The organism is Micromonospora sp. ZG13, assembly GCF_059359355.1.
In genome coordinates, this window is the sequence record NZ_JCADBQ010000004.1 from 407,158 (window position 1) to 431,531 (window position 24,374).

At 75.3% G+C, this 24,374-nt stretch carries 21 protein-coding genes; 11 read left to right on the forward strand and 10 right to left on the reverse strand.

The annotated features are described in order from the left end of the window. Positions 1 to 27: 27 nt before the first annotated feature. The 4 genes from AC5L34_RS12335 to AC5L34_RS12350 all read right to left on the reverse strand — a co-directional run bounded on the left by AC5L34_RS12335 (position 28) and on the right by AC5L34_RS12350 (position 6,093). Positions 28 to 1,083, reverse strand: coding sequence for a hypothetical protein (locus AC5L34_RS12335; RefSeq protein ID WP_494824923.1), 1,056 nt, complete (start codon positions 1,081 to 1,083; stop codon positions 28 to 30). Between the two features lie 158 nt (positions 1,084 to 1,241). Continuing rightward, positions 1,242 to 3,311, reverse strand: a complete 2,070-nt coding sequence (locus tag AC5L34_RS12340) for a 3-hydroxyacyl-CoA dehydrogenase NAD-binding domain-containing protein (RefSeq protein WP_494824925.1) — start codon at positions 3,309 to 3,311, stop codon at positions 1,242 to 1,244. After that, positions 3,308 to 4,504: a thiolase family protein gene (locus tag AC5L34_RS12345; RefSeq protein ID WP_494824927.1), complete on the reverse strand. Its 1,197-nt coding sequence runs from the start codon at positions 4,502 to 4,504 to the stop codon at positions 3,308 to 3,310. The genes AC5L34_RS12340 and AC5L34_RS12345 overlap by 4 nt, the downstream gene beginning before the upstream one ends. A 260-nt stretch (positions 4,505 to 4,764) precedes the next feature. After that, positions 4,765 to 6,093 carry a ribonuclease D gene (locus AC5L34_RS12350; RefSeq protein WP_441175215.1) on the reverse strand — a complete coding sequence of 443 codons (1,329 nt, stop codon included), beginning with the start codon at positions 6,091 to 6,093 and terminating at the stop codon, positions 4,765 to 4,767. 205 nt (positions 6,094 to 6,298) lie between these two features. Between AC5L34_RS12350 and AC5L34_RS12355 the strand changes: the two genes are divergently transcribed. Next, a complete protein-coding gene (locus AC5L34_RS12355; RefSeq protein ID WP_494824929.1) occupies positions 6,299 to 7,495 on the forward strand; it encodes a S1C family serine protease in 1,197 nt (398 codons plus the stop codon). A gap of 76 nt (positions 7,496 to 7,571) precedes the next feature. Then, entirely contained in the window at positions 7,572 to 8,408 is an 837-nt protein-coding gene (locus AC5L34_RS12360) for a hypothetical protein (RefSeq protein WP_441175213.1), read from the forward strand. Between the two features lie 17 nt (positions 8,409 to 8,425). On the opposite strand, the gene AC5L34_RS12365 is transcribed toward AC5L34_RS12360, so the two are convergent. Beyond that, the gene (locus tag AC5L34_RS12365) at positions 8,426 to 8,998 is read right to left on the reverse strand and encodes a DUF3000 domain-containing protein (protein WP_089001365.1); all 573 of its coding nucleotides are present in this window, start codon (positions 8,996 to 8,998) and stop codon (positions 8,426 to 8,428) included. A 180-nt stretch (positions 8,999 to 9,178) separates the two neighbouring features. On the opposite strand from AC5L34_RS12365, the gene hemE reads away from it, so the two are divergent. From hemE to hemQ, 3 genes are read left to right on the forward strand one after another with little or no spacing between them, the layout of a single operon-like run. Then, complete coding sequence (hemE, locus tag AC5L34_RS12370) at positions 9,179 to 10,276, forward strand: uroporphyrinogen decarboxylase (RefSeq protein WP_441175212.1); 1,098 nt, start codon at positions 9,179 to 9,181, stop codon at positions 10,274 to 10,276. A 5-nt stretch (positions 10,277 to 10,281) separates the two neighbouring features. Beyond that, positions 10,282 to 11,691 carry a protoporphyrinogen oxidase gene (hemG, locus tag AC5L34_RS12375; protein ID WP_494824931.1) on the forward strand — a complete coding sequence of 470 codons (1,410 nt, stop codon included), beginning with the start codon at positions 10,282 to 10,284 and terminating at the stop codon, positions 11,689 to 11,691. Then, a complete protein-coding gene (gene hemQ, locus AC5L34_RS12380; protein ID WP_101414747.1) occupies positions 11,688 to 12,389 on the forward strand; it encodes a hydrogen peroxide-dependent heme synthase in 702 nt (233 codons plus the stop codon). Before hemG ends, hemQ begins: the two co-directional genes overlap by 4 nt. Positions 12,390 to 12,458: 69 nt before the next feature. Here hemQ and AC5L34_RS12385 read toward each other — a convergent pair whose 3' ends face one another. The 3 genes from AC5L34_RS12385 to AC5L34_RS12395 form a co-directional block, all read right to left on the reverse strand. Further along, the gene (locus AC5L34_RS12385; RefSeq protein ID WP_494824932.1) at positions 12,459 to 13,547 is read right to left on the reverse strand and encodes a lytic polysaccharide monooxygenase auxiliary activity family 9 protein; all 1,089 of its coding nucleotides are present in this window, start codon (positions 13,545 to 13,547) and stop codon (positions 12,459 to 12,461) included. 110 nt (positions 13,548 to 13,657) lie between these two features. Beyond that, entirely contained in the window at positions 13,658 to 14,116 is a 459-nt protein-coding gene (locus AC5L34_RS12390) for a GNAT family N-acetyltransferase (RefSeq protein ID WP_441175209.1), read from the reverse strand. Positions 14,117 to 14,153: 37 nt separating this feature from the next. After that, positions 14,154 to 14,414: a metallothionein gene (locus AC5L34_RS12395; protein ID WP_089001359.1), complete on the reverse strand. Its 261-nt coding sequence runs from the start codon at positions 14,412 to 14,414 to the stop codon at positions 14,154 to 14,156. A gap of 161 nt (positions 14,415 to 14,575) precedes the next feature. On the opposite strand from AC5L34_RS12395, the gene AC5L34_RS12400 reads away from it, so the two are divergent. From AC5L34_RS12400 to AC5L34_RS12410, 3 genes are all read left to right on the forward strand, one after another. Beyond that, positions 14,576 to 14,851 carry an isoamylase early set domain-containing protein gene (locus AC5L34_RS12400; RefSeq protein ID WP_089001358.1) on the forward strand — a complete coding sequence of 92 codons (276 nt, stop codon included), beginning with the start codon at positions 14,576 to 14,578 and terminating at the stop codon, positions 14,849 to 14,851. Positions 14,852 to 14,971: 120 nt separating this feature from the next. Further along, positions 14,972 to 15,718, forward strand: a complete 747-nt coding sequence (locus tag AC5L34_RS12405; protein WP_494824935.1) for a lytic polysaccharide monooxygenase — start codon at positions 14,972 to 14,974, stop codon at positions 15,716 to 15,718. A 68-nt stretch (positions 15,719 to 15,786) separates the two neighbouring features. After that, on the forward strand, positions 15,787 to 16,356 hold the full coding sequence (locus tag AC5L34_RS12410; protein WP_441175207.1) for a DUF305 domain-containing protein: 570 nt from the start codon (positions 15,787 to 15,789) through the stop codon (positions 16,354 to 16,356). A 53-nt stretch (positions 16,357 to 16,409) separates the two neighbouring features. On the opposite strand, the gene msrB is transcribed toward AC5L34_RS12410, so the two are convergent. Further along, positions 16,410 to 16,823 (reverse strand): peptide-methionine (R)-S-oxide reductase MsrB, encoded by a 414-nt coding sequence (gene msrB, locus AC5L34_RS12415; RefSeq protein ID WP_101414752.1) that lies wholly within the window; start codon positions 16,821 to 16,823, stop codon positions 16,410 to 16,412. Between the two features lie 47 nt (positions 16,824 to 16,870). On the opposite strand from msrB, the gene ligD reads away from it, so the two are divergent. Beyond that, positions 16,871 to 17,896: a non-homologous end-joining DNA ligase gene (gene ligD, locus AC5L34_RS12420; RefSeq protein ID WP_441175205.1), complete on the forward strand. Its 1,026-nt coding sequence runs from the start codon at positions 16,871 to 16,873 to the stop codon at positions 17,894 to 17,896. A gap of 69 nt (positions 17,897 to 17,965) precedes the next feature. On the opposite strand, the gene AC5L34_RS12425 is transcribed toward ligD, so the two are convergent. Then, the gene (locus AC5L34_RS12425; RefSeq protein WP_494824937.1) at positions 17,966 to 18,259 is read right to left on the reverse strand and encodes a hypothetical protein; all 294 of its coding nucleotides are present in this window, start codon (positions 18,257 to 18,259) and stop codon (positions 17,966 to 17,968) included. Positions 18,260 to 18,428: 169 nt separating this feature from the next. On the opposite strand from AC5L34_RS12425, the gene AC5L34_RS12430 reads away from it, so the two are divergent. Both AC5L34_RS12430 and AC5L34_RS12435 read left to right on the forward strand, forming a co-directional pair. Continuing rightward, complete coding sequence (locus AC5L34_RS12430; protein ID WP_494824939.1) at positions 18,429 to 21,620, forward strand: FtsX-like permease family protein; 3,192 nt, start codon at positions 18,429 to 18,431, stop codon at positions 21,618 to 21,620. Positions 21,621 to 21,660: 40 nt separating this feature from the next. Further along, positions 21,661 to 24,372, forward strand: a complete 2,712-nt coding sequence (locus tag AC5L34_RS12435) for an FtsX-like permease family protein (protein ID WP_494824941.1) — start codon at positions 21,661 to 21,663, stop codon at positions 24,370 to 24,372. Positions 24,373 to 24,374 lie beyond the last annotated feature (2 nt).

Here is a 24,374-nt window from a genome sequence, read left to right on the forward strand (position 1 = left end):
ACGGGCCCCCGCGCACCGCCGTACGGCTCAGTACTTCTGCTCGATCTGGCTGCGGATGGCGACGAACTCCGCCGCCGAGGCGGCCGCGGAGGAGAAGAACATCACGATCATGCCGACGCTGCCGTGGTCGGCCCACGCGCAGACGCCCAGGGGGACGCCGGCGGACTCGCCGTCGCCGCACTTGGCCAGGCCGCCCTGCGGTCCCGGGGCGATGGTGGTCATCTTCGTGACGGCGAGGTCCTTGGAGATGCCCTTGATCGCGTCGTCGAGTTCCCGCTCCGGATTGAGCACGAAGGTGGAGGCGGCGATCACCATGACCATGTTCCGCTCGTCGGCGCTGCCGTAGAAGGCGCCGGCTACGCCGGTCGCGCCGCGTACCGAGGTCCGCAGCTCGCGGACCATGTCGTCGGCGGCCTTACGCAGGGTCGGCTCGGTGCTCTTCGGGCGGCCCGCGAGCGTCTCCGGCGTGACGACCCGGATCTGCGGGGCGTCGCTGGACGACTCCGGTGACGGGGCGGCCTCGGACGACGTGGCGGCGCTCGGGGTGGCGCTCGACGCCGACGCGGTCGGGGACGCGCTCGGGCTGGGCCGGGGGTCGGCGCCCTGATCGCCCTCGTAGGCGAGGTAGGCGATGCCGCCGCCGCCGAGGCAGAGCACCAGCAGCCCGACCAGGCCCAGGGTCAGCATCAGCTGGTGGGGCCTCGCCGGCTGGCCCGCGCCCTGCGCCGGCGGCGCATAGCCCGCGTACGGGCTGGTGGGGAAGCCGGCCTGGGGCGTGACGGGGTAGCCGCCGTAGGGCTGGGTGGGGTGCGGCTGGGCCGGCGGCGGGCCGGGGTACGGCTGGGTCGGCGCGGGGCCGGGGTGTGGCGTGGCGGGCCACCCTGCGCCCGGCGAGGGCTGGCCGCCGGACGGGTGCTGACCGCCGGACGGGTGCTGACCGCCGGACGGGTGCTGGCCGCGGGGCGGGGGAGTCCAGCCGCTGGGGGGCGGTGCCGGGTAGCCGTCCGGCCGCGGCGGGTGGAAGTCGTAGTGCGTGTCGTGCTCCGGCTGCCCGGACCAGGGATCGACCGGCGGTTGGGACATGATCAGCTCCAGGCGAGTCTGCGAACGGGTGATCGTAGCCAGCCACGGCACGGTACCGCTGTCCCGATCCCGACCGTATCGGCCGCAACGACGATCGCGGTGGCCACCACCATCCAAGCTGGACGGGGCAACCACCGCGAACGCGGGGGCGGTGCGGATCAGGCGGGCAGGCTCGCCACCCCGTGCGGCAGGAACCGGCGGCCGGTGACCCGCTCGGAGGTGCCGGTCCGGTCCAGGTACGGCGTGACGCCACCCAGGTGGAACGGCCAACCCGCGCCGAGGATCATGCACAGGTCGATGTCCTGCGCCTCGGCGACGACGCCCTCGTCGAGCATCAGCCGGATCTCCTGTGCCAGCGCGTCGAGCGCGTTCTGGCGTACCTGCTCCTCGGTGAGCGGCTGGTCGCCGACCACGAGCAGCTTGGCGACCTCGTCGTTGATCTGGTCGTCGACGACGATCGGCTGGCCCGAGTCGGCGATCCGCTTGAGGTTCTCGCTGACGCCGAAGCGGTCCGGGAACGCGGCGTGCAGGGTGCCGCCCACGTGGTACGCGACGGCCGGCCCGACGAGCTGGAGCAGGGCGAGCGGCCGCATCGGCAGGCCCAGCGGGTCCAGCGCGCTGTTCGCCACCTCCAGCGGGGTGCCGGCGTCGACGGCGGCGAACACCGTGCCCAGGAACCGGGTGAGCAGCCGGTTGACCACGAACGCCGGGGCGTCCTTCACCAGCACGCTCGACTTCTTCAGCTGCTTGCCGACCGCGAACGCGGTGGCGAGCGTGGCGTCGTCGGTGCGCTCGCCCCGGACGATCTCCAGCAGCGGCAGCACCGCGACCGGGTTGAAGAAGTGGAAGCCGACCACCCGCTCGGGGTGCTCCAGCTCCTCGGCCATCGCGGTGATCGACAGGCTGGAGGTGTTGGTGGCGAGCACCGCCTCCGGCTTGACGATCTTCTCCAGCTCCGCCCAGACCTGCTTCTTGACGCCCAGGTCCTCGAAGACGGCCTCGATGACGAAGTCGGCGTCGGCGAAGACGCCCTTGTCGACCGAGCCGCTGACCAGGCCGTACAGCTTGGCGGCCGTGCCCTTGTCCATCCGGCCCTTGCTGACGGCCTTCTCGATCTGGGTGTGCACGTAGCCGACGCCCTTGTCCACCCGGGCCTGGTCCAGGTCGGTCATGACGACCGGCACCTGGAGGCGGCGGGCGAAGAGCAGGGCGAGCTGGCTGGCCATCAGGCCGGCGCCGACGATGCCCACCTTGGTGACCGGGCGGGCCAGGCCCTTGTCCGGTGCGCCGGCCGGCCGCTTGGCCCGCCGCTGCGCCAGGTCGAACGCGTAGAGGCCGCTGCGCAGCTCCTCGGAGAAGACCAGGTCCGCGAGGGCCTCGTCCTCGGCGGCGGTGCCGGTGGCGAAGTCGGCGTCCTTCGCCGTCTCCAGCAGGTCCAGCGCCTTGTACGCGGCCGGGACCGCGCCGTGCAGCCGCGCGTCGAGGGTCTGCCGGGCGAAGTAGAGCACGCCCGCCCACATGTCCTTGTCGACCTCGGGCCGGGTCACGGTGACCTCGCCCCGGACGACGCCGGCCGCCCACTCCAGGGACCGCTCCAGGAAGTCCGCCGGCTCCAGCAGCACGTCCGCGATGCCCATCTCGGCGGCCTGCTTCGGCTTGAGCATCTTGTTCTGCATCAGCGGGTTCTGGATGATCACCTGGGTCGCCGCCGGGATGCCGATCAGGTTCGGCAGCAGCTGCGTGCCGCCCCAACCGGGGACCAGGCCGAGGAAGACCTCGGGCAGCGCCAGCGCCGCCACCCCGCCGGAGAGCGTCCGGTAGTGGCAGTGCAGCGCCAGCTCCAGGCCGCCGCCCATCGCCGCGCCGTTGACGAAGGCGAAGGTCGGGACCTCGCTGTCCTTGAGCCGGGCGAAGACCCGGTGGCCGAGCCGCCCGATCTCCAGTGCCTGCTCGCGGTCGGCGAGCTGCGGGAGGCTGGTGATGTCCGCGCCCACGCAGAAGACGTACGGCTTGCCGGTGACCGCGACGAACGACGGGTTCGCGGCCAGGGCGGCCGTGATCGCCTCGTCCAGGCTGGTCAGCCCGCCCGGGCCGAAGCTGTTCGGCTTGGTGTGGTCGAAGCCGTTGTCGAGGGTGATCAGGGCGGCCGGCCGATCCAGCCCCGGTACGTTCACCTGGCGCAGCAGCGCCCTGGTGACGACCTCGTTCGTAGCGGCGAGCGCGCTCACTTGTCTCCACCCTCCCAGTGGGGGTTCTCCCAGATCACGGTGCCGCCCATGCCGATGCCGATGCACATGGCGGTGACGCCGTAGCGGACCTCGGGGTGCTCGGCGAACTGCCGGGCGAGCTGGGTCATCAGCCGCACGCCCGAGGAGGCGAGCGGGTGCCCGATGGCGATCGCGCCGCCCCACGGGTTGACCCGCGGGTCGTCGTCGGCGATGCCGAAGTGGTCGAGGAAGGCGAGCACCTGCACGGCGAACGCCTCGTTCAGCTCGAACAGGCCGATGTCGTCGATGGTCAGGCCGGCGAGGCGCAGCGCCTTCTCGGTCGACGGGATGGGGCCGACGCCCATCACCTCGGGCTCGACGCCGACGAAGCCGAACGACACCAGCCGCATGGCGACCGGCAGGCCCAGCTCGCGGGCGACGTCCTCGGAGGCGAGCAGGCTGGCGGTGGCGCCGTCGTTCAGGCCGGCCGCGTTGCCCGCGGTGACCTTGCCGTGCGGGCGGAACGGGGTCTTCAGGGTGGCGAGCTTCTCCAGCGAGGTGTCCCGGGGCGCCTCGTCGACCGTGGCCATGCCCCAGGCGTTCTCCTCGTCGCGGACCGCCACCGGCACCAGGTCGTCCTGGAGCTTGCCGTTGGCGTACGCCTTGGCGGTCTTCTGCTGCGAGGCGAGCGCGAACGCGTCGGTGCGCTCCTTGGTGATGTGCGGGACCCGGTCGTGCAGGTTCTCCGCGGTCGCGCCCATGACCAGCGCGGACGGGTCGACCAGCTTCTCGGCGACGATCCGCGGGTTGGGGTCGACGCCCTCGCCCATCGGGTGGCGGCCCATGTGCTCGACGCCGCCGGCGATGGCGACGTCGTAGGCGCCCATGGCGATGCCGCTGGCGACGGTGGTCACCGCGGTCATGGCGCCGGCGCACATGCGGTCGATCGCGAAGCCGGGGACGGTCTTGGGCAGGCCCGCCAGCAGGGCGGCGGTCCGGCCGATGGTCAGGCCCTGGTCGCCGATCTGGGTGGTGGCGGCGATCGCGACCTCCTCGACCCGCTCCGGCGGCAGCTGCGGGTTACGGCGCAGCAGCTCGCGGATGCAGCGGATCACCAGGTCGTCGGCGCGGGTGTTGGCGTACATGCCACCCGCCTTGCCGAACGGGGTACGGACGCCGTCGACGAAGACGACATCCCGAACTTCACGGGGCACTTGAGCCTCCTCTTCGACCACGATTCGGCCGCCGCGCCGACGGGCGGCACTACGGACCGAACGAAGGTCGCCGGCACGGGCGTGTTCCCCCGGATGCTACTCGCCAGTAACCATCGCCGGCACCCGCCCCCGTGTGGCCCACCCCACACCACCCTGCCAGCGACCGGCGCGTTGATCATGAAGTTGTCGTGCCGACACACCGGATCGGGCGACGACAACTTCATGATCAACGGGGAGGGCGGGGCGGGGAGGTTGGGGGGTCAGGGGGTGGGGGGTGGGTCTGTGAGGGCCTCGGCGAGGGCGGGGAGGAGGAGGGTGATCTGCCATTCGCGGGCGTTGAGGCCCCGGAGGGTCTCCGCGACCGTCGCCTCCGTGACCTCCTCCGGTGGCACCCAGGCCAGGCGGCGGATCGAGTCGGGGGCGATCAGGTTCTCGGGCGGCAGCTGGTGCGCGCCGGCGACGCGGACCACGACCTCCCGGCAGCGGGCCAGCCGGGCCGCCGCCACCGGGTCCCGCTCGGCCCAGCGGTGCGGCGGCGGGGGACCCTCGACCGTCGGGGCGACCGGCAGCGCGTCGTCGGGCAACTGCCGCGCGTCGTCCAGCGCGGCCAGCCAGGTGCGGGCCAGCCGGCGCACCGAGCGGCCGCCGAAGCCGGGCAGGGTGAGCAGGGTCTTCTCGTCCTTCGGATCCAGCTCCGCCGCCGCGACGATGGCCGAGTCCGGCAGCACCCGCCCGGGAGCGGCGTCGCGTCGGGCGGCGATCTGGTCCCGCGCGTACCAGAGGGAACGGACGCGGGCCTGGGCCCGTGCCCCGCGCACCCGGTGGATGCCGGACGTGCGACGCCACGGCTCGGCGCGTGCCCGCGGCGGGCGGGCCCCGGTGCGCACCAGCGCGGCGAACTCCTCCGCCGCCCACGCGGACTTGCCCTGCCGGGTCAGCTCCTCGTCGAGCGCGTCGCGCAGGTCGACCAGCATCTCCACGTCGAGCGCCGCGTAGGTCAGCCAGGACTCCGGCAGCGGGCGGCTCGACCAGTCGGCTGCCGAGTGGTGCTTCTCCAGGCTGAACCCGAGTAGCTGCTCGGTCAGCGCGGCCAGGCCGACCCGCTCGAATCCGGCCAGCCGGGCGGCCAGTTCGGTGTCGAACAGCCGGCGCGGGCGCAGGCCCACCTCGGCCAGGCAGGGCAGGTCCTGGCTGGCCGCGTGGAGCACCCACTCGGCCTCGCCGATCACCGCGTCGAGGGCGCTCAGGTCGGGCAGCGGCAACGGGTCGATCAGCGCCGTACCGGAACCGGCCCGGCGCAGCTGCACCAGGTAGGCGCGCTGGCTGTAGCGGTAGCCCGAGGCGCGTTCGGCGTCCAGGGCGACAGGGCCGCTGCCCGCCGCGAAGCGGGCCACGACCTCGGCAAGCTCGTCGGGCGTGGCGGCCGGCTGGGGTGTGCCCTCGCGCGGCGCGGTCAGCGGCACGGGCCCGTCGGCGGTCGGTTCGGTCCCCGCGGCCTCCGGCTCCGGTCGGGCCGACGGCGGGTGGGGCGCATCGTTTCCCGTACGGCTTTCGGCGGGCCGACGGCGCAGGGGTGGTTCGTCGGTCACCTGACAACCCTAGTGCGCGACGCGACGCGGTGGGTGAAGCCGGTCCGGTGTGTGTCGACGGGACGACCGCCACGCGTCCCCGCAGGAGCCGGACATAGGGGAAGACAAAGACCGTTGGCGCAGGTACGGTCCATCGAGCCGTTGCGCGGGTAGGGCATCATCAGGTCCCGGAACGGAGCGGGGCGTCTACGGGGAGGCAAGGCGAATGACTGCTGGCTACGGGTCGGCGGACACGGGCCCGGCGGGACCGGGCGACGGCGGGTTCCCGCCGGGGACGGCCCGTCCCGGGCCGCTGCCGCCCCGCATCGAGCCGGCCGCCCCCGCGTACCTGCCGCCGGGCGCCCCCCGGCAGCCCGCGCCCGCCCGACCCGGCTGGTCGCCGCCGGCGCAGCCGGGCCAGTGGGGCGCGGCCCCGGCCAACGCGCCCGCCCCGGCCGCCACGCCCCACGCCGGTGGCTGGCGGCAGGGCGGCGCGCCGTCCACGACCCCGGGCCCGTCGACACCGCCCGGGAACCCGCCGGGGCCCGCCTGGCCCCCCGCGTCCGGGCCCGTGCCGTCGGGCGTCGCCACCCCGGGCCACCCCCAGGGTCCCGGACCGGGCCAGCCCTACCCCGCCCCGGCGACGAGGGGGCGCGGGCTCACCGTCGCCGCGCTCGTGCTCGCCGGCCTGCTCGCCGTCGTGACGGGCGTGCAGGCGTACCAGATCAACCGCCTCTCGAACCGGCTGGGCGACACCGACAGCAAGGTGGCGGCGGGGCAGGCGGCCGACAGCACCCGGATCGAGGGCCTGGAGTCCCGGGCGGAGGCGCTGGAGAAGCAGGCCGGCGCCGCGTTCAACCCGGAGGCCGTCGCCAGCGCCGTGCTGCCCAGCGTGTTCCGGGTCCGGGCCGGCAACTCCACCGGTACCGCGTTCGCGATCGGCAAGCCGGCCGCGGGCGGGGGCACCAACCTGTTCACCAACTACCACGTGGTGGACGCGCTCTGGCAGACCGGCGAGCGCGAGGTCTTCCTGGAGCGCACCGACCAGCGCTTCCCGGCGACCATCGTCCGGGTCGACGAGGCCAACGACGTGGCCCACCTGCGCACCAACGGCAAGTTCACCGGCCTGGTCGCCGCGCCCGCCGCCGTGAAGTCCGGGCAGCAGATCGTGGTCGTCGGCGCGCCGCTCGGCCTGGAGGACAGCGTCACCACCGGCGTCGTGAGCGCCTTCCGTCAGGCCGGCGGCGGCGAGGGCCCGGTCATCCAGTTCGACGCCCCGATCAACCCCGGCAACTCCGGCGGCCCGGTCATCAACGGCAGCAAGCAGGTCGTCGGCATCGCCACCGCCAAGGCCCGTAACGCCGAGGGGATCGGCCTCGCCGTACCCATCAAGGTGGCCTGCGACGGCTTCAAGATCTGCTGACCCCGTCAGCGCCCAACCCACCCCCTCGGCCCGGCGGAGCATGCCGCCCGGACCAGCACACGTGGAGGAAGAACGAATGTCCCAGCCACCGACCGGGCCGGAGGGCTACCCGCCGTACCCGCCGGCCGCGCCCGGTCAGCCGCCGTCGGGCGGCGCCCCGCACGGCACCACCTACGGCAGCCCGCGCCAGTACTCGCCCGAACAGCCGGACGCCGGCCAGCAGTACGCCGCGACCCCGCAGCAGTACAACCCGGCCCCGCCCGCCGGCTACCCGCAGTCCGCGCCGCCGGCCGGGCCCTCCGGTTACCCGCAGTCCGCGCCGCCGGCGTCGCCCGGCTACGGCCCCGGCAGCGCGTCGCCCCACGCCGGGCAGGCCTCCGGGCCGGCCTTCGGACAGCCGATGTCGGTCCCCCCGGCCTCCGGGCCGGCCTTCGGGCAGCCGATGTCCACGCCGCCCGGCTCCGCCCCGCCCTTCGGCGCCCCCGCGCCGAGTGGCCCCGGCAAGAGCCACAAGGTGCTGATCCTGGCGGTCGTGGCCGGGCTGCTCTTCGTCCTGGGCGGGGTGATGACCGGCCTGTTCGTGTCGACCACGAACGAGCTGGACCGGACCGAGAAGAAGATGGCCAGCGAGGTCAGCCAGCGCGACGGCACCATCGCGGCGAACGGCAAGGAGATCGAGAAGCTCAAGACCGATCTCCAGGCGGTCCGGGACAAGCTCGGCGACACCGAGCAGGACCTCACGGGCACCCGCAACGACCGGGACGAGCAGGCCCGGCAGAAGAAGGTCATCGCGAGCTGCCTCGACAAGCTGACCACCGCGCTCGCCGCGGCGGCGAACGGCAACAAGTCGGCCTACGACAAGGCAATCCAGGGCATGGACAAGGTCTGCAACGAGGCCGAGAAGTATCTGTGAGGTGACCCGAACCGGGGTCAGGCCGCGCCGGCGGGGCGACGCTCCGGCAGCGCGGTCACCCCGGGCGGGGGAAGCCCGGCGGTGGAGGCCAGCAGTGCGCACCACGCCAGCAGGTGCGGGCCGAGGTCGTCGTCGACCGGCGTCCAGGAGGCGCGGATCTCGATGTCGCCGGCCGCCGGCGGGCCGGCCAGGTCACCGAACCGGGTCGACAGGGTCTGCGTGATCGTGCCGCCGATCGCCCGGTGCCGCGCGTCCTGCGCCTCCAGGGCGTCGGTCAGCCACGTCCAGCCCACCCCCGGCAGCAGCGGATCGGCGGCCAGGTCGACCTCCAGCTCCGCCGTCACGTAGGTGACCAGCCGCAGGGTGCCCTGCCACGCCTCGTGGCCGGCCGGATCGTGCAGCAGGATCAGCCGCCCGGAGGCCACCTCGTCGCCGTCGCGTCCGACGGTGGCGGAGAGCGCGAAGGCGTACGGGGCGAGTCGCTGCGGGGCGCCGACCTCCTCCAGCACGATCTCCGACCGGGGCGCCGCGGACCGCAGCCCGGTGACCGCGCGGGCGAAGGTCTCCGGGAGCGCGATCGGGGGGGCCATGCCGGCAGCCTATGCCGCAAGCCACCCGCCCGCCCGAGAGGCGCGCCGAGGCCGCCCACGCCGCGACCCCTACCGCCTGGGACAGGGGTCCCTCGGTACCCGCGCCCCGCCGGGCCGACCGGGTCACAAAAGGCGGCGGTGCCCGCTGCCGGCCGCGTCCCGCGTGGCACGATGGCCGCGATGAGCACCACGACGACGGGCGCCGACGCCCGAGACGAAGACCCCCGTCCCGGCGGTCCGGCCGACTCGCCCTTCGTCCGGGCCTGTCGTCGCCAGCCCGGCCCGCACACCCCCGTCTGGTTCATGCGCCAGGCCGGCCGGTCGCTGCCGGAGTACCGCGCGATCAGGGCCAACGTGGGGATGCTGGAGTCCTGCCGCCGCCCCGACCTGGTCACCGAGATCACCCTCCAGCCGGTACGCCGGCACGGGGTGGACGCCGCGATCCTGTTCAGCGACATCGTGGTGCCGGTCGCCGCCGCCGGGGTGGACCTCGACATCGTGCCCGGCACCGGCCCGGTGGTCGCCGAGCCCGTACGCACCCTGACCGACGTGGATCGGATCCGGCCGATCACGCGCGACGACGTCTCCTACGTGGACGAGGCGGTGCGGATGCTCGTCGCCGAGCTGGGCGACACCCCGCTGATCGGGTTCGCCGGCGCGCCGTTCACGCTGGCCAGCTACCTGGTCGAGGGCGGGCCGTCGCGTACCCACGCGAAGACCAAGGCCCTCATGTACGGCCAGCCGGAGCTGTGGCACGCGCTCTGCGGCCGGCTGGCCGAGGTGACGCTGGCGTTCCTGCGGGTCCAGGTGGCCGCCGGGGTCTCCGCCGTGCAGCTGTTCGACTCGTGGGCCGGTGCGCTGTCCGAGGCCGACTACCGCCGCTTCGTGCTGCCGCACTCGGCGGGCGTGCTGGCCGGGCTGGCCGACGCGGGCGTGCCCCGGATCCACTTCGGCGTGGGCACCGGCGAGCTGCTCGCCGCGATGGGCGAGGCCGGCGCCGACGTGGTGGGCGTCGACTGGCGTACGCCGCTGGACGTGGCGACCGGGCGGATCGGGCCGGAACGGGCGGTGCAGGGCAACCTCGACCCGTGCGTGCTGTTCGCGCCGTGGCCGGTCGTCGAGGCCGAGGTGCGGCGGATCCTGGAGCAGGGCCGGGCCGCCCCCGGGCACGTGTTCAACCTGGGGCACGGGGTGCTGCCGGAGACCGACCCCGACGTGCTGACCCGGGTGGTCGCCCTGGTGCACGAGCTGTCCGCCCAGTCGGGCGACCGGGGCTGAGCGGCATGCGGGCGCCGTGGCGGGTGGCGGTGGTCGGCGGCGGGATCGCCGGGCTGGCCGCGGCGGTCCGGTTGCGCGACCGGGCCCCCGCCGGCACCGAGATCACGGTGTACGAGCAGTCTGGCCGGCTCGGCGGCAAGCTGCGCACCGGCGAGCTGGCCGGCTCACCGGTGGAGTTCGGCGCCGAGTCGTTCCTGATGCGTGACCCGGCGGGGGGCGAGTCCGCCGCCGTGGCCCTGGTCCGCCGGCTCGGCCTCGGCGAGCGGATCGTGCACCCCACCGTCGGGCAGGCCGCGCTCGTCGTCGATGGCGGGCTGCGCCCGATTCCGGGCGGCACGCTGGTGGGCGTACCCGGGGACCTGGAGCGGGTGACCACGGTCGCGCGCCCGGCGGCGGACGCCGACCCCGACGCCGGCCGTCCGCTGCTCGGCGCGGACGACGACGTCTCCGTCGGCGCGCTGGTGCGGGCCCGGTTCGGCGCCGAGGTGGTCGACCGGCTGGTCGACCCGATGCTCGGCGGCGTCTACGCCGGTCGGGCGGACGACCTGTCCCTGGTGACCACGATGCCGGCGCTGGCCCGGGCCGCCCGGGTGGAACACACCCTGGTCGGCGCGGTGCGCGCCGCGCAGGCGGCGGCCCCCCGCGCGCCCGGGGCGCCGGTCTTCGGCACTCTGGCCGGCGGGCTCAGCACCCTGGTCGAGGCTGCGGCGGCGGCCAGCGGGGCGACGGTCCGGCGGGGCGCGGCGGTCCGCGAGCTGACGCCGGCCGGCCCCGGGTGGCGGCTGACCGTCGGCTCCACCCGGGACGCGGAGCTGGTCGACGTCGACGCCGTGGTGCTGGCCGTGCCGGCCCGCCCGGCGGCCCGGCTGCTCGCCAGCTGGGCGCCGCGGGTGGCCGAGGGCGTCGGCGGGCTGGACTACGCCAGCGTCGCGCTGGTCACCCTGGCGCTGCCCGAGCCGGAACTGCCGGAGCTGTCCGGCTTCCTGGTGCCGAGCACCGAGGGCCTGCTGATCAAGGCGTCGACCTTCTTCACCACCAAGTGGGGCCACCTGCGCCGCACCGACGGGCTGGCGCTGGTCCGCGCCTCCGTGGGCCGCTACGGCGAGGAACGGCAGGTGCAGCGCACCGACGAGGACCTGGCCGCCACCGTGCACCGGGAACTGTCGGCGGTGCTCGGCGTGCCGCTGCCCGCGCCGGTCGCCGGTCACGTGCAGCGCTGGGGCGGGTCGCTGCCGCAGTACACCCCGGGCCACGGCGACCGGGTCGCCGCCGCGCGGGCGGCGCTGCGGGCGGGCCACCCGACGCTGGCCCTGGCCGGCGCCGGGTACGACGGGGTCGGCATCCCGGTCTGCGTCCGCTCCGGCGAGACGGCGGCCGAGGAGATCATCACAGCACTGGGAGGATCGGGGACATGACCGAGCAGACCAACGCGGCCCGGCTGCGGGAACTCAACGACAGCATCCGCTACACGATGTGGTCGGTGTACCGGGCCAGCAGCCCGCTGCCGTCGCTGCGCGAGAACGTCACCGGCGAGGTCGAGGCCCTCTTCGCGGAGCTGGCCGGCAAGGACGTGGTGGTCCGCGGCACGTACGACGTCTCGGGGCTGCGCGCCGACGCCGACCTGATGATCTGGTGGCACTCCGCCTCCAGCGACGACCTCCAGGACGCGTACCTGCGGTTCCGCCGCACGACGCTGGGGCGGGCGCTCACGCCGGTCTGGTCGCAGATGGCGCTGCACCGGCCGGCGGAGTTCAACAAGAGCCACATTCCGGCGTTCCTGGCCGGCGAGGAGGCGCGCTCCTACGTCTGCGTCTACCCGTTCGTCCGCTCCTACGAGTGGTACCTGCTGCCGGACGCCGAGCGGCGCGAGCTGCTCGCCGAGCACGGCAAGATGGCCCGCGGCTACCCGGACGTGCGGGCCAACACGGTCGCCTCGTTCGCGCTCGGCGACTACGAGTGGATGCTGGCGTTCGAGGCCGACGAGCTGCACCGCATCGTCGACCTGATGCGCGACCTGCGGGGCTCCGGCGCCCGCCGGCACGTCCGGGAGGAGATCCCGTTCTACACCGGCCGCCGTCGCTCGGTCGCCGACATCGTCAACTGCCTGGTCTGACGCGCGGGCCGGCCGGGGTCGCGTCCCGGAGGGAGTGGGACGGGGCCCCGGCCGGGGTCCCGGTGCGGATCAGACGACGGTCGTGCAGGTGGGCGTCGGCGTGCCGTTCGTGCCGGACCACGAGCCGAGGAACCCGAAGGTGGTGCTCGCCCCGGGCGCCAACGACCCGTTGTGGGCCGCGTTGCGGGCGACGACCCGCGTGCCGCTGGTGGTGACGGTCGCGTTCCACGCCGACGTGACCTGCTGGCCGTCGGCGTAGGTCCAGGTCACGGACCAGCCCTTGACGGCGCCGCCGCCGGCGGTCACCATCACCTCACCCTGGAAGCCTCCGCCCCACTGCCCGACGACCCGGTAGGTGGCCGTGCAGGCCCCGGCCGGCGGCGGGGTCGTCGGCGGCGGCGTGGTGGGCGGCGGCGTGGTGGGCGGGGGAGTGGTCGGCGGCGGCGTCGTCGGTGGCGGGGTGGTCGGCCCGCCGGAGAAGTCGACGTCGCTGCACAGGTAGTACGACTGGTCCAGGTGGCTGGCCTGCCAGATGGTGTAGACGACGTGCCGCCCCGTCCGCCCCGGCGCGTTCGCCGGGATCTCGATGGACACGCCGGTGGGCTCCGGCTTCCACCCCGACGCCGGGGTGTTGCCGATCTGGCCGACCAGTTCCAGGTCATCCCAGCCCAACGGCTCGGTGAGTGCGTCGAAGCCCTGCTTCGTCACGTACACCCGGATGTAGTCGGCGCCGTGACTGGCCTGGTCGTACAGGCGGACCCGGAAGTTGCTGGAGACCGGGGCGGTCTTCCAGGCGCCGACCGTGTCGAGGGCGTTGTAGCGGCCGCCCTCGGTGCGGCCGCCGGAGCAGAGCTGACCGTCGGGGATGGCGGCCTGGTGGTTGCCGGCGACGCCCTCGCGGAACAGGCCGTTCCAGTTCCACATGGCGTTCGGGTTGGCCTGCCAAGCCTGCCAGCACATCGGGTCCTCGGTGGCCATCCGGGGATTCTGGAAGTCGCTGCCCCAGCGCTGCCAGCAGCCGTAGTTGCGTGACGCCGGGTCCACCACGGAGCCGTGCGCCGACACGGGGTTGGCCAGGGCGGTGGTCAGCAGCAGCACGGCGGTCGCCGCGACGGCGAGCAGCCAGGCCAGGCGGGATGATCGAAGTTGAGTGGACATGGAGCCCCCGGGGGGAGAGGTCGGACGACGACGCCCGGACGGCGCGGGAGTTGCCCCTCCCGTGCGCGCTGCGTGGCTTCCGCGACGGCTCTGCCCGGAGGCTCCCACATCTATCGGCTCTGGTCAATGCTTTCACGCCGCATGGGGGTGTGCGGGATGCCGTCCTCGACGTACTCGGGGCCGGCGACGGCGAAGCCGTGACGGGCGTAGAGGCCGACCAGGTGGGACTGGGCCTCCAGCACGCAGGGCCGGTCGCCGACCAGCTCCAGCGCCGCGGCCATCAGCCGGCCCGCGTGGCCGCCGCCGCGCGCCTTCGGCGCCACCACCACCCGCCCGATCCGCGCCACGCCGCCCGGGTCGGCGAGGATCCGCAGGTACGCCAGGGGCGCGCCGCCGTCGTCGAGCCAGAGGTGCCGGGTCTCCGGCTCGACGTCGCGTCCGTCGAGTTCCGGGTACGGGCACTCCTGCTCCACCACGAACACGTCGATGCGGAGCCGGAGCAAGTCGTGGAAGGTGCGGGCGTCGAGGTCGGCGAACGAGGCGGCCCTCGTCACGGGGGTCTGCGGCACCCCGCGATGGTAGGCCGCGCCCCCGGTCCCGCCGGCGTCAGGCGGGGCGGGCGCCGACCGCGTCGCGGATCTCGGCGCCCTGGGTGCCCTCCTCGGCGCGGGCGCAGTGCGCGCAGCAGAAGAACCGGCCGGACACCTCCACCCCGTGCCCGACGATCTTGACCTGGCAGTGCTCGCAGATCGGCGCCAACTTGTGCGCGGCGCACTCGAAGCAGTCGAAGGTGTGCACGTCGCCGCTGACGGTCCGCACCTCGAACGCCATCCAGTACTCGTTACCGCAGACCTCGCACGTCGCCACGACAGAACCCCCCGAAACGCGGACACCTTTGCCCCAGCCTGCGGCATCGCGCGTCGCCGGACGGGCGAAACCGCCCAGGTCACCCGGGTCCGGCGGCGTGTCGCCCCCGGCGTGTCGGGCGTTGTACCCGGTGACCGCGTACGACCCCGGAGGAACACGACATGATCAAGCGGAACAAGCTCTTCGGCAACCAGGTGCGGGTGACCTTCAGCCTGCCCCGCGACGCCCCGCCCGGCCCGGTCAGCGTGGTGGGCTCCTTCAACGGCTGGGAGCCGGGGCGGCACGAGCTCGTCCCGCGCCGCGACGGCACCCGCACCGTCACGGTGCGGCTCGGCCCGGGGGAGCACCGCTTCCGCTACCTCGCCACCGGCGGGGTGTGGCTCGACGACGAGTCCGCCGACCGGGTGGACGAGCGGGGCAGCCTGCTGCTGCTCTGACCGGTCACGCTGCGTGCTCGTTCCGTTCGATGTTCCTATCGACAGGAGTCTTTACTGTTAACAAGGTTTAATTTATTTTGGAGGCACCTCACCAGGCTTAAGTCCGAAGGAGCTGCCACCATGCGCCGAAGAATCACGATCCCGCTCGTGGCGACGGGCGCCGTCGTCTCCGCACTGGCCGTCGCGGCGCCCGCCCAGGCCCACGGCTACGTTTCCGGCCCGCCGAGCCGCCAGGCGCTCTGCGCGCAGGGACGGGTCCCCGACTGCGGGCAGATCAAGTACGAGCCGCAGAGCGTCGAGGGGCCCAAGGGGCTGCGTAGCTGCCACGCGGGGATCGCCCAGTTCGCCGTGCTCAACGACGACAGCCGGGGCTGGCCCGCCACCTCGGTCGGCAGCTCCGTCACCTTCACCTGGACCAACACCGCCCGGCACGCCACCAGCAACTGGGAGTACTTCATCGGCGGGACCCGGGTGGCCGTCTTCAGCGGCGGCGGGCAGCAGCCCGGGGCGAGCGTCTCGCACACCGTCAACCTGGGCGGCTACTCCGGGCGGCAGAAGGTCCTCGCCGTGTGGAACATCGCCGACACCGCCAACGCGTTCTACTCCTGCGTCGACCTCCAGGTCGGCGGGGGCGGCAACCCGTCGCCCACCGCGAGCCCGACGCCGCCGGCCCCGTCGCCCACCCCGACCCCCACCGCCGCCCCGACCACTCCGCCCGCCCCGGGCGGCAGTTGGACGGCGGGCCGGGCCTACCAGGTCGGTGACCAGGTCACCTACGGCGGGCTGACGTACCGCTGCCAGCAGGCGCACACCGCGATCCCCGGCTGGGAACCGCCGTACGTGCCGGCGCTCTGGACCCAGGTCTGACCGCGCGGGTGCGGCCCGCCCACCGGCGTCCGCCGCACCCGTCACCCCTCTGTGGATCGGAGTACGCCATGCGACGGCTGCGCACGGTCGTCCTGCTCACCGCCCTGCTGCTGGTCCCCGCCTGCGCCCCGGCGCCGCCCGCCCCCGCGCCGACGGGTCCCGCGGCGAGCACCGGGACCGGGATGAACGGCCTCGACGTGGTCTTCCTCGCCACGCTGGCGGCGCACACCGAGCAGACGCTGGAGATGGTGCGGATCAGCCGCGACCGGATCACCGACCGGAAGCTGCGCACCCTCGTCGCCGCCATCGAGGCCACCGAGACCGACGAGCTCGCCACGATGCGCGGCTGGCTGCGCGACGCCGGGCCGGAGGCCGCCGAGGCCGTCCGTCGGCACGACCACGACGGGCACGGGATCGCGGCCGAGGACATGGCACGCCTGCGGACCGCTGCGGACGGGGAGGTAGACCGCGTCCTGCTCGACCTGCTCGCCCCGCACCAGGAGGCGGCCGCCGACCTGGCCCGGGCGCAGCAGACGGTCGGCGCCGATCCGCGCGTACGCGACCTCGCCGGACGCGTCGAACGCTCGCGTACGGCCGAGGTCTCGCTGATGGCCGGGCTGACGCCGGCCCGACCGTGACCCCGGCGGGCGGCGGCCCGGCCGCCCGCCGGGGACACCCGGGGCGTACGCCCTCAGGCGTCGGCGCGCGGCTCCAGGCGGATGGAGACGGAGTTGACGCAGTGCCGGGTGTCCTTCGGGGTGAAGCCCTCGCCCCGGAACACGTGCCCGAGATGGCTGTCGCAGCGGGCACAGCGGATCTCGGTGCGGCTCATCCCCAGGCTGCGGTCCTCGATCTCCTTGACCGCGCCCGGGATGGCGTCGTCGAAGCTGGGCCACCCGCAGTGCGAGTCGAACTTCGTGTCGCTGGGGTAGAGCTGCGCGCCGCACGCCCGGCAGTGGTAGGTGCCCGGCGTCTTCGTGTCGACGTACTCGCCCGTCCACGGGCGCTCTGTGCCGGCCTCCCGCAGCACCCGGAACTCCTCCGGGCTGAGCCGGACCCGCCACTCTTCCTCGGTACGGGGCAGTTCACTCTCGTCAAGACTCACCCGCCAACGGTACGTCGGACGTCGGGGGTGTGGCATATGGTCGCGCAATGGGTGGCACGAAGGCCGCAGCCGAGCAGATCGAGGTGGCCGGGCGCGACGTCCGGCTGACCAGCCCCGACCGGGTGATCTTCCCGCAGCGCGGCTTCACCAAGGGCGACGTCTTCCACTACTACCTGGCGGTGGGCGACGGCATCATGCGCGCACTGCGCGATCGACCCACCACGTTGCAGCGCTTCCCCGAGGGCGTCGAGGGCGAGGCGTTCTTCCAGAAGCGGGTGCCCGCGCGGGGCGTGCCGCCGTGGGTGCGCACCGCCACCATCAGCTTCCCGAGCGGTCGCAGCGCCGCCGAGCTCTGCCCGGCCGACCTGGCCCACGTGGCGTGGGCCGCCCAGATGGGCACCATCGTGTTCCACCCGTGGCCGGTGCGCGCCGCCGACGTCGACCGCCCCGACGAGCTGCGCATCGACCTCGACCCGCAGCCCGGCACGGACTTCGCCGACGCGGCGACCGCCGCCGGCGAGCTGCGGGGGCTGCTCGACGAGTTGGGCGTCACCGGCTGGCCGAAGACCTCCGGCGGCCGGGGCGTGCACGTCTACCTGCGCATCGCGCCGCGCTGGACGTTCACCGAGGTGCGGCGGGCCACCATCGCGCTGGCCCGCGAGCTGGAGCGGCGCCGGCCGGAGCTGGTGACCACCGCCTGGTGGAAGGAGCAGCGGGGCGAGCGCGTCTTCGTCGACTACAACCAGATGGCCCGCGACCGCACGATCGCCTGCGCGTACTCGCTGCGGGCCAACGCCCGGGCCACCGTGTCCACCCCCGTCACCTGGGACGAGCTGCCCGACGTCGACCCGGACGACTTCGACCTGCGTACCGTCCCGGCCCGGCTGGCCGAGCGCGGCGACCCGCACGCCGGCATCGACGACACCGGGTGGGACATCACCCCGCTGCTGGAGTGGGCCGACCGGGACGCCGCCGCAGGCCAGGGCGACATGCCCTACCCGCCGGACCACCCGAAGATGCCCGGCGAGCCGAAGCGCGTGCAGCCCTCCAAGGACCGCGACCGCCCCCGCTGACCGCCGCGCCCCGGCACGGCGTCGTCACCCGACGCCCGCTCGGCGCCCCCAGCCCGGTGGCACGCGCCGTCACCGCCGGCCCTCGTACGCCTCCACCGCCTGCTTGGCCGAGAGCAGGTCCGCGCCGGTCGCCTTTCGGTACGCGGCGATCGCCTTGATCCTGTCGCCCCGGGCCAGGTGCTGCTGCACCTCCGGCGGCACGGGCGAGGGGTCCACCACGCCCAGGTGGTCCATCACCAGCCGGAGCCGGCGCTCGATCTCGGCCAGCCGGTACGCGGTCCGCGCCTGCTCGGTCCTGCCCGGCAACTGGGCGGCCAGCAGCCCGACGACGGCCACCATCAGGAGGGCGAGGGTGATCTCCATCCGGTGATGGAAGCACATCCACACCACCGCGCCGCCGTCGCCCGGTCCGCCCGCGCGGCGACCCGGCCGCGCGCCCGGATAACGATCAAGTAACGGGCGCGAACCTTTCCCGGCCCGTCGCCGCTCTCCCTGATCGTCGGCCCGACCCCGGGCCAGGGGAGGGCGTCGGATGAAGCTGGTGTGGAGGCGGGCCCGCGAGGCACGCGGGCTGCTGCTCGCCGCGGTGGTCGCGGCCCTGGTGGCGGTCGCACTGGTCACCGGCCTGTCCGACTACAACCGGCGGGCCGTCGAGGCGGGCCAGCGCGCCCTGCTCAGCGGCGCGTCGTTCGAGGAGCGCAGCCTCCTGGTGAGCGGCACGGCCGGCCGGGACGCCGCCGAGTTCGCCACCCGGGACCGGGCGATCCGCGACGGGTTCGCCGCCCGCCTCGGCGGGGTGCCGATCACCGTCGGGGCCGCCCGGTACGGCGGTGGCCGCGAGCTGACCGGCGACCTCGGTTCCGTGGTCCGCGACGGCGACGACCCGGTCTTCGCCAGCCTGGCGACCCTCGACGACCTGGCCGGCCACGCCGAGCTGACCGGTGGCGCCTGGCCCGCCCCGGGAGCCACGCCGTTGCAGGTCACGCTGCCCGAGAAGGTGGCCGCCGCGCTCGGGATGGCGGTCGGCGACCAGGTGCCGATGCTGGATCGTCGCTCCGACGAGGCCAGCAGAGTCGTGCTCGTCGGCACCTGGCGGCCCCGCGACCCCGCCGAGGCGTACTGGCGGCTGGCGCCGGGAGTGGGGGCCGGCGCCGTCGAGGCCGACACCTCGTACGGGCCGTTCGTGCTGGACCCGGCGGACTTCGTCGCCACCTACCCGGGCCCGGTCTCGGCGTCCTGGATCGTGGAGCCGGACCTCGTGGCGGTGGCGGGCGCGGGTCGGCTGCCCGACGTGCGGCAGGCGCTGACCACGGCCCTCGCCGAGGTGCCCGAGGCCGCCGGGCTGGGCTCCTCCGGCCAGACCGTCACTGCCGTCGACCGGCTCCTCGACCGGGTCACCCGGGCCGACCTGGTGGGCCGCTCCTCGCTGGCCACCCCGCTGCTGCTGATCGTCGTCCTCGGCGGGTACGCGCTGGTGCTGGTCGCCGCCCTGCTGCACGAGGACCGGCGCAGCCAGACCGCCCTGCTGCGGGCCCGGGGCGCCGCGCGGCGGCAACTCGCCGGCCTGGCGGCCCGGGAGGCCGCCCTGGTCGTCCTGCCCGCCGGCGTGCTGGGACCCCTGATCGCCGGCGAGGCGCTGCGGCACGTGGGCACCGGCGGCGCCGCGCCGCTGACGCTCTCCCCCGGCAACACCACGCTCGTCTGGGCCGCCGCTGCCGCCACCGCCGCCGGCTGCCTGGTCGCGATGGTCGTCCCGACGCTGCGGGGGGCCGGCACGTACGTCGCCGACATGGCGGCCCGGTCCCGTCCCACCCGCGCCGCGAGCGTGCAACGCGCCAGCCTCGACCTGGTGCTGGTCGGCTTCGCGGTGCTGGCCTGGACCCAGCTGCGCCAGTACTCGTCGCCGGTCGCCGGGGCGGCCGGCCGGCTCGGGGTGGACCCGCTGCTGGTCGCCGCGCCGACGCTGGGCGTGCTGGCCGGCGCGGTCGTGGCGTTGCGGCTGCTGCCGCCCGCGACCCGCTTCGCCGAGCGGTTCGTCGACCGCAGGCCCTGGACCGCGACCATGTTCGGCATGTGGCAGGCGGGCCGGCGCCCGCACGCCGGCCCGGTGCTGCTGCTCGCCCTCGCCGTCGGCGGCAGCACCCTGGCCTGGTCGCTGGTGACCACCGGCGAACGGTCGCAGGCCGACCAGGCCGACCACAGCGTCGGTGCCGACCTGCGGGTGGTCGAGCGCACCGGCGCGGCACCCGACGAGCGGGCCGCCCAGCTCGGCGCGCTGCCCGGCGTCGACGCGGCGCTGCCGGCCTGGCGGGACGAGATCCGCCTCGGCCGCGCCGACCTGCCGACGACGGTGGTGAGCCTCGACGCCGCGAGCGCGGCCGGTGTGCTTCGGCTCAACGAACGGCTGGCCGACGAGCCGGCCCCGGCGCTGCTGGACCGGCTGGCCCGGGCGCGCGCCGCGCCGACCGGCCTGGAGTTGCCCGCCGGCACCCGGTCGCTCACCGGCACGGTGCGTACGCCCGTGCGCGCCGCCGTCACGCCGCACCAGATCGGCCTCTGGGTGCTGCTGACCCGGGCGGACGGGCAGGCTTTCCGGCTGCCGGCGGGCAGCAGCGGCAGCGACGGGCGGCCGGCGCCGTTCACGGTCGCCGTTCCCGACGGGGAGGGCCCCGTGCGGCTGACCGGCTTCGAGGTCGACGGCGGGAGCGCGCGTGGGCGGGCGTACCGCGTGGAGCTGTCGGACCTGCGGCTGGTCGGCGCCGACGGCGCGGCCCGGCCGGCGTCGCTGGACGGCGGGTGGATCGCCGTCGACGGGCAGGGCGAGGCGGCCGGCGCGGCGGTCACGGCCGCCGGCCTGAGCGCCGAGCGGGAGGTCGACTACCGGGCGGGTGGCCGGTTCGCGTTCCAGCCGCCGAGCCGCTTCGCCGTGGTGCCGGCCGGCGAGAACCGGCCGGTGCCGGCGCTGATGACCCCGGCCGTGCGCGACGCCCTGAGCCTGGACGTCGGTGAGACGGTCGACCTCGTGCTGTCCGGCGCGACGCTGCCGGTCACGCTGGTCGGCGAGCTGGACGAGGTGCCGTCCACGGCCGGCGAGGGCGTACTACTGGACCTGCCGGCGGCGGCGCAGTGGCTGATGCGGGACCGGGGCGGCGTCCGGCCGGTCGCGGAGTGGTGGCTGGGCACCGACGCCGGCGGCCACGCCGAGGCGGCCCGCGCGGCGGCCGGCCTGACCGGCACCACGCTGCTCGACCGGCGGGAGGTGGCCGAGCGGGCCGCCGACGACCCGTACTGGCAGGGGGCCCGCACCGGGCTGCTCGCCGCCGCGCTCGGCTCGGTGCTGCTGGCCCTCGTCGGGCTGATCGTCGACGTCTGGGCGACCGCCCGGCACCGGCTGGGGGAGTTCGCCGTGCTGCACACGCTCGGCGCCAGCCCCCGGCTGCTGGCCCGGGCGCTGCTGGCCGAGCAGACCTTCCTGGCCGGGATCGGCGTCGGCGTGGGCCTGCTGCTGGGCGCCGCGGTCGGCGCGACCATGGCCCCGCTGGTCATCCTCACGCCGTCCGCCGGCCGGCCGGTGCCGGAGGCCGCCTTCGTGCTGCCCTGGCTGCCCATCGGCCTGACCGCGCTCGGCCTGCTGCTGGCGGCACTCGCCTTCAGCGCGTTCATCGCCCTCGGCATCCGGCAGCGGGTGGCCGTGGCGCAGCTGCGGATCGGGGGAGACCGGTGACCGGGTGGAGCGTAGGGACGAGCGGGATCGGAGTCGCGGCGTGGTGAGCATCGGGGCGGTCGCGCGCCGGGTGCGGGCGTACGGCGGGCAGTTCCTGCTCCTCGCGGCCCTGACGCTGGTCACCACGCTGGTGATCAGCGGGGTGCCCAGGATCGTCAACGGGCACGCCCAGGAGGGCCTGCGGGCGCACCTGGACACCGTGGCGCCACAGCAGCGGGACGTGACGTACTCGACCGGCACGCTCGCCGCGACGGACAACGGCACCTCGCTGGTGGCCGCGCACGAGGGCGACCTGGCGGCGATCGAGAGCGCGATGCCGCCGGTCGTCCGGCGGATGGTCGAACAGCGGTGGTACGCCGGGGAGACCCCGGCCAGCCGGGTGCGGGGCCCGGACCTGGCGGCGAAGAACCTCCTGGTCGACCTCGGCCTGCGGTCCGTGACCGGGATCCAGGAGGCCGGCACCCTGGTCGAGGGACGCTGGCCGGCCGACGTGCCGAAGGACGAGCCGGTGCAGGTGGCGCTGGCCGCGGACGTCGCGCGCAAGCTGAACCTGCGGCTCGGCAGCCGCCTCACCCTCGCCGCGCCGGAGCCGCTCACCCCCGACTCCCCGCCCCCCACCCCGATCACCGTGGTCGGTCTCTTCGCGCCCCGCGACGGCGCCGACGGGTTCTGGGACGGCCTGCCGCCGCTGCTGCGCATCGTCGAGCCGGTGGGCGACGGTGAACCCTTCATCGCCGTGGGGGTCGTCGACGGCGCCGCGCTGAACCGCCAGGCCGTCGCCGGCCGGCCCCTGACGTTCAGCTGGCGCTACCGGATGGGCGCCGACCGCATCGACGCCCGCGAGCTGGACCAGGTGCTCGACGCCCTCCAGCAGATGACCCGGGAGGCGGCCGGCCGCAACCTCGTGCAGGGGCTGGACATCCCGCTGCGGCAGTTTGCCGCCGAGGTGGACAGCGCCCGGACGGTGCTCGGGGTCATCGCGGCGGGCGTACTGGCCACGCTGGCCGGGCTCGTCGTGCTGGCCGCCGGGCTGCTGGTGCGCCGGCGCCGGGCGGAGTTCACCCTGCTGCGCGCCCGGGGCGGGGCGGGAACCACGACCGCGGGCCGCAGCCTGGCGGAGGCGCTGCTCGTGGTGCCGCCCGCCGCCGTACTCGGCTGGCTGGTCGGCGGCCTCGTCCCCGGGGCGCCGGGGGAGACCCGGTGGTACGCCCTCGCCGCGGCCGTCCTGGTGGCGGCGGCGCTGCCCGTGGCCACCCTCGCGGCGTCCACCGGCGGCGGCGGGCGGCGCGACCTGGTCCGCGCGCGCCCCTCCGCGCGCCGGCTCACGGTGGAGGCGGGACTGCTGGTCCTCGCCGGTCTCGCGGTCGTGCTGCTGCGCCGCCGCGGCCTCACCCCCGGCGAGGTCGACCCGCTGCTGGTCTCGGTACCGGTGCTGCTGGCCGTCGCCGCGGCGCTGGTCGCGATGCGGGTGTACCCGTGGCCGCTGCGGCTGGTCAGCCGGCTCGCGGCCCGCGCCCGGGGCAGCGTGGCGTTCCTGGGCACCGCGCGGGCCGGCCGGTCGGTCGTCGCCGTACCGCTGGTGGTCGTCGTGCTCGCCATCGCGACGGCGGCGTTCTGCGCGGTGACGGCCGCCGCGATCGAGGCGAGCCGGGACCGGGCCGCCAGCCGGGTGGTGCCGGCCGACGCCCTGATCCTGGGGGAGCGCATCGCCGCGGACACGGGCGTCGAACTGGAGCGGCTGCCGGGGGTACGCGCCGCGAGCCCGGTGCTGCGCGAGGCCGGCCAGCGCCTGGCGAAGGACGCCATCGGCACCGAGACCCGGCTCGGCGGGGTCACCGTGCTCATGGTCGACGGTCCGGCCCTGGCCCGGATGGCCCGGGAGGCCGACGTCGACGTGACGGTGCCGGCGGCGCTGCTCGCCCCCGCCGGGGGCTCCGGCCCGCTGCCCGCCGTGGTCTCCCCGACGGTCGCCGCCGAACTGGCCGACGCCGGCCTGGCCGGCTCCGCCTTCGTCAGCGCCCAGGGCCAGCGGTACGAGTTCCGGGTCGCCGAGCGGGCGGAGAGCTTCCCGCTGTTGCGCGCCGACAGCGCCCGGTTCGTCGTCCTGCCCTGGCAGGCGCTGCCCCGCCGCGACTACGCCGCCGTACCGACCGGCTTCCTGGTGGCCGGCGACGACCTGGACGCCGAGGCGCTGCGCCGGGCCGGCGACGCGGGACAGTCCCGCTTCCAGACGGGCGGGACGGTCGCCGGCCGGGAGCCCCCACGCGGCGTGGAGGTGCTGACGTACGCGGACACCCGCCGCCAGGTGGGCGAGGGCGGCGCGAACGGCGTACTCGCCTTCGGCTTCACCGCCGGCGCGGCCGGGGGGACGGCGCTGGGGCTGCTCGCGATCGCCTTCACGGTGCTCGCCGGCGCCCGCGAACGCGGCCAGGTGCTGTCCCGGCTGCGCACCCTCGGGTTGTCCCGACGTCAGTGGCGCGGGCTGCTGCTGGTGGAGCTGGCGCCTCTGGTGGGCGTCTCGGTGCTGACCGGAGCGCTGGTCGGCACGGCCCTGCCACTGCTGCTCACCCCGGTGCTCGGACTGTCCGCCTTCACCGACGGTGTCCAGGTCCGGGTGGCGTTCGAGCCCGGTCTGGTGGCCGCCGTCGTCGCCCTCGGGGCGCTCGCCCTCGGCTTCGCGGTCGCCGTCGAGGCCCTGAACAACCGTCGGATGCGCCTCGGCGAGGTGCTCCGGCTCGGAGAGGAGAACTGACC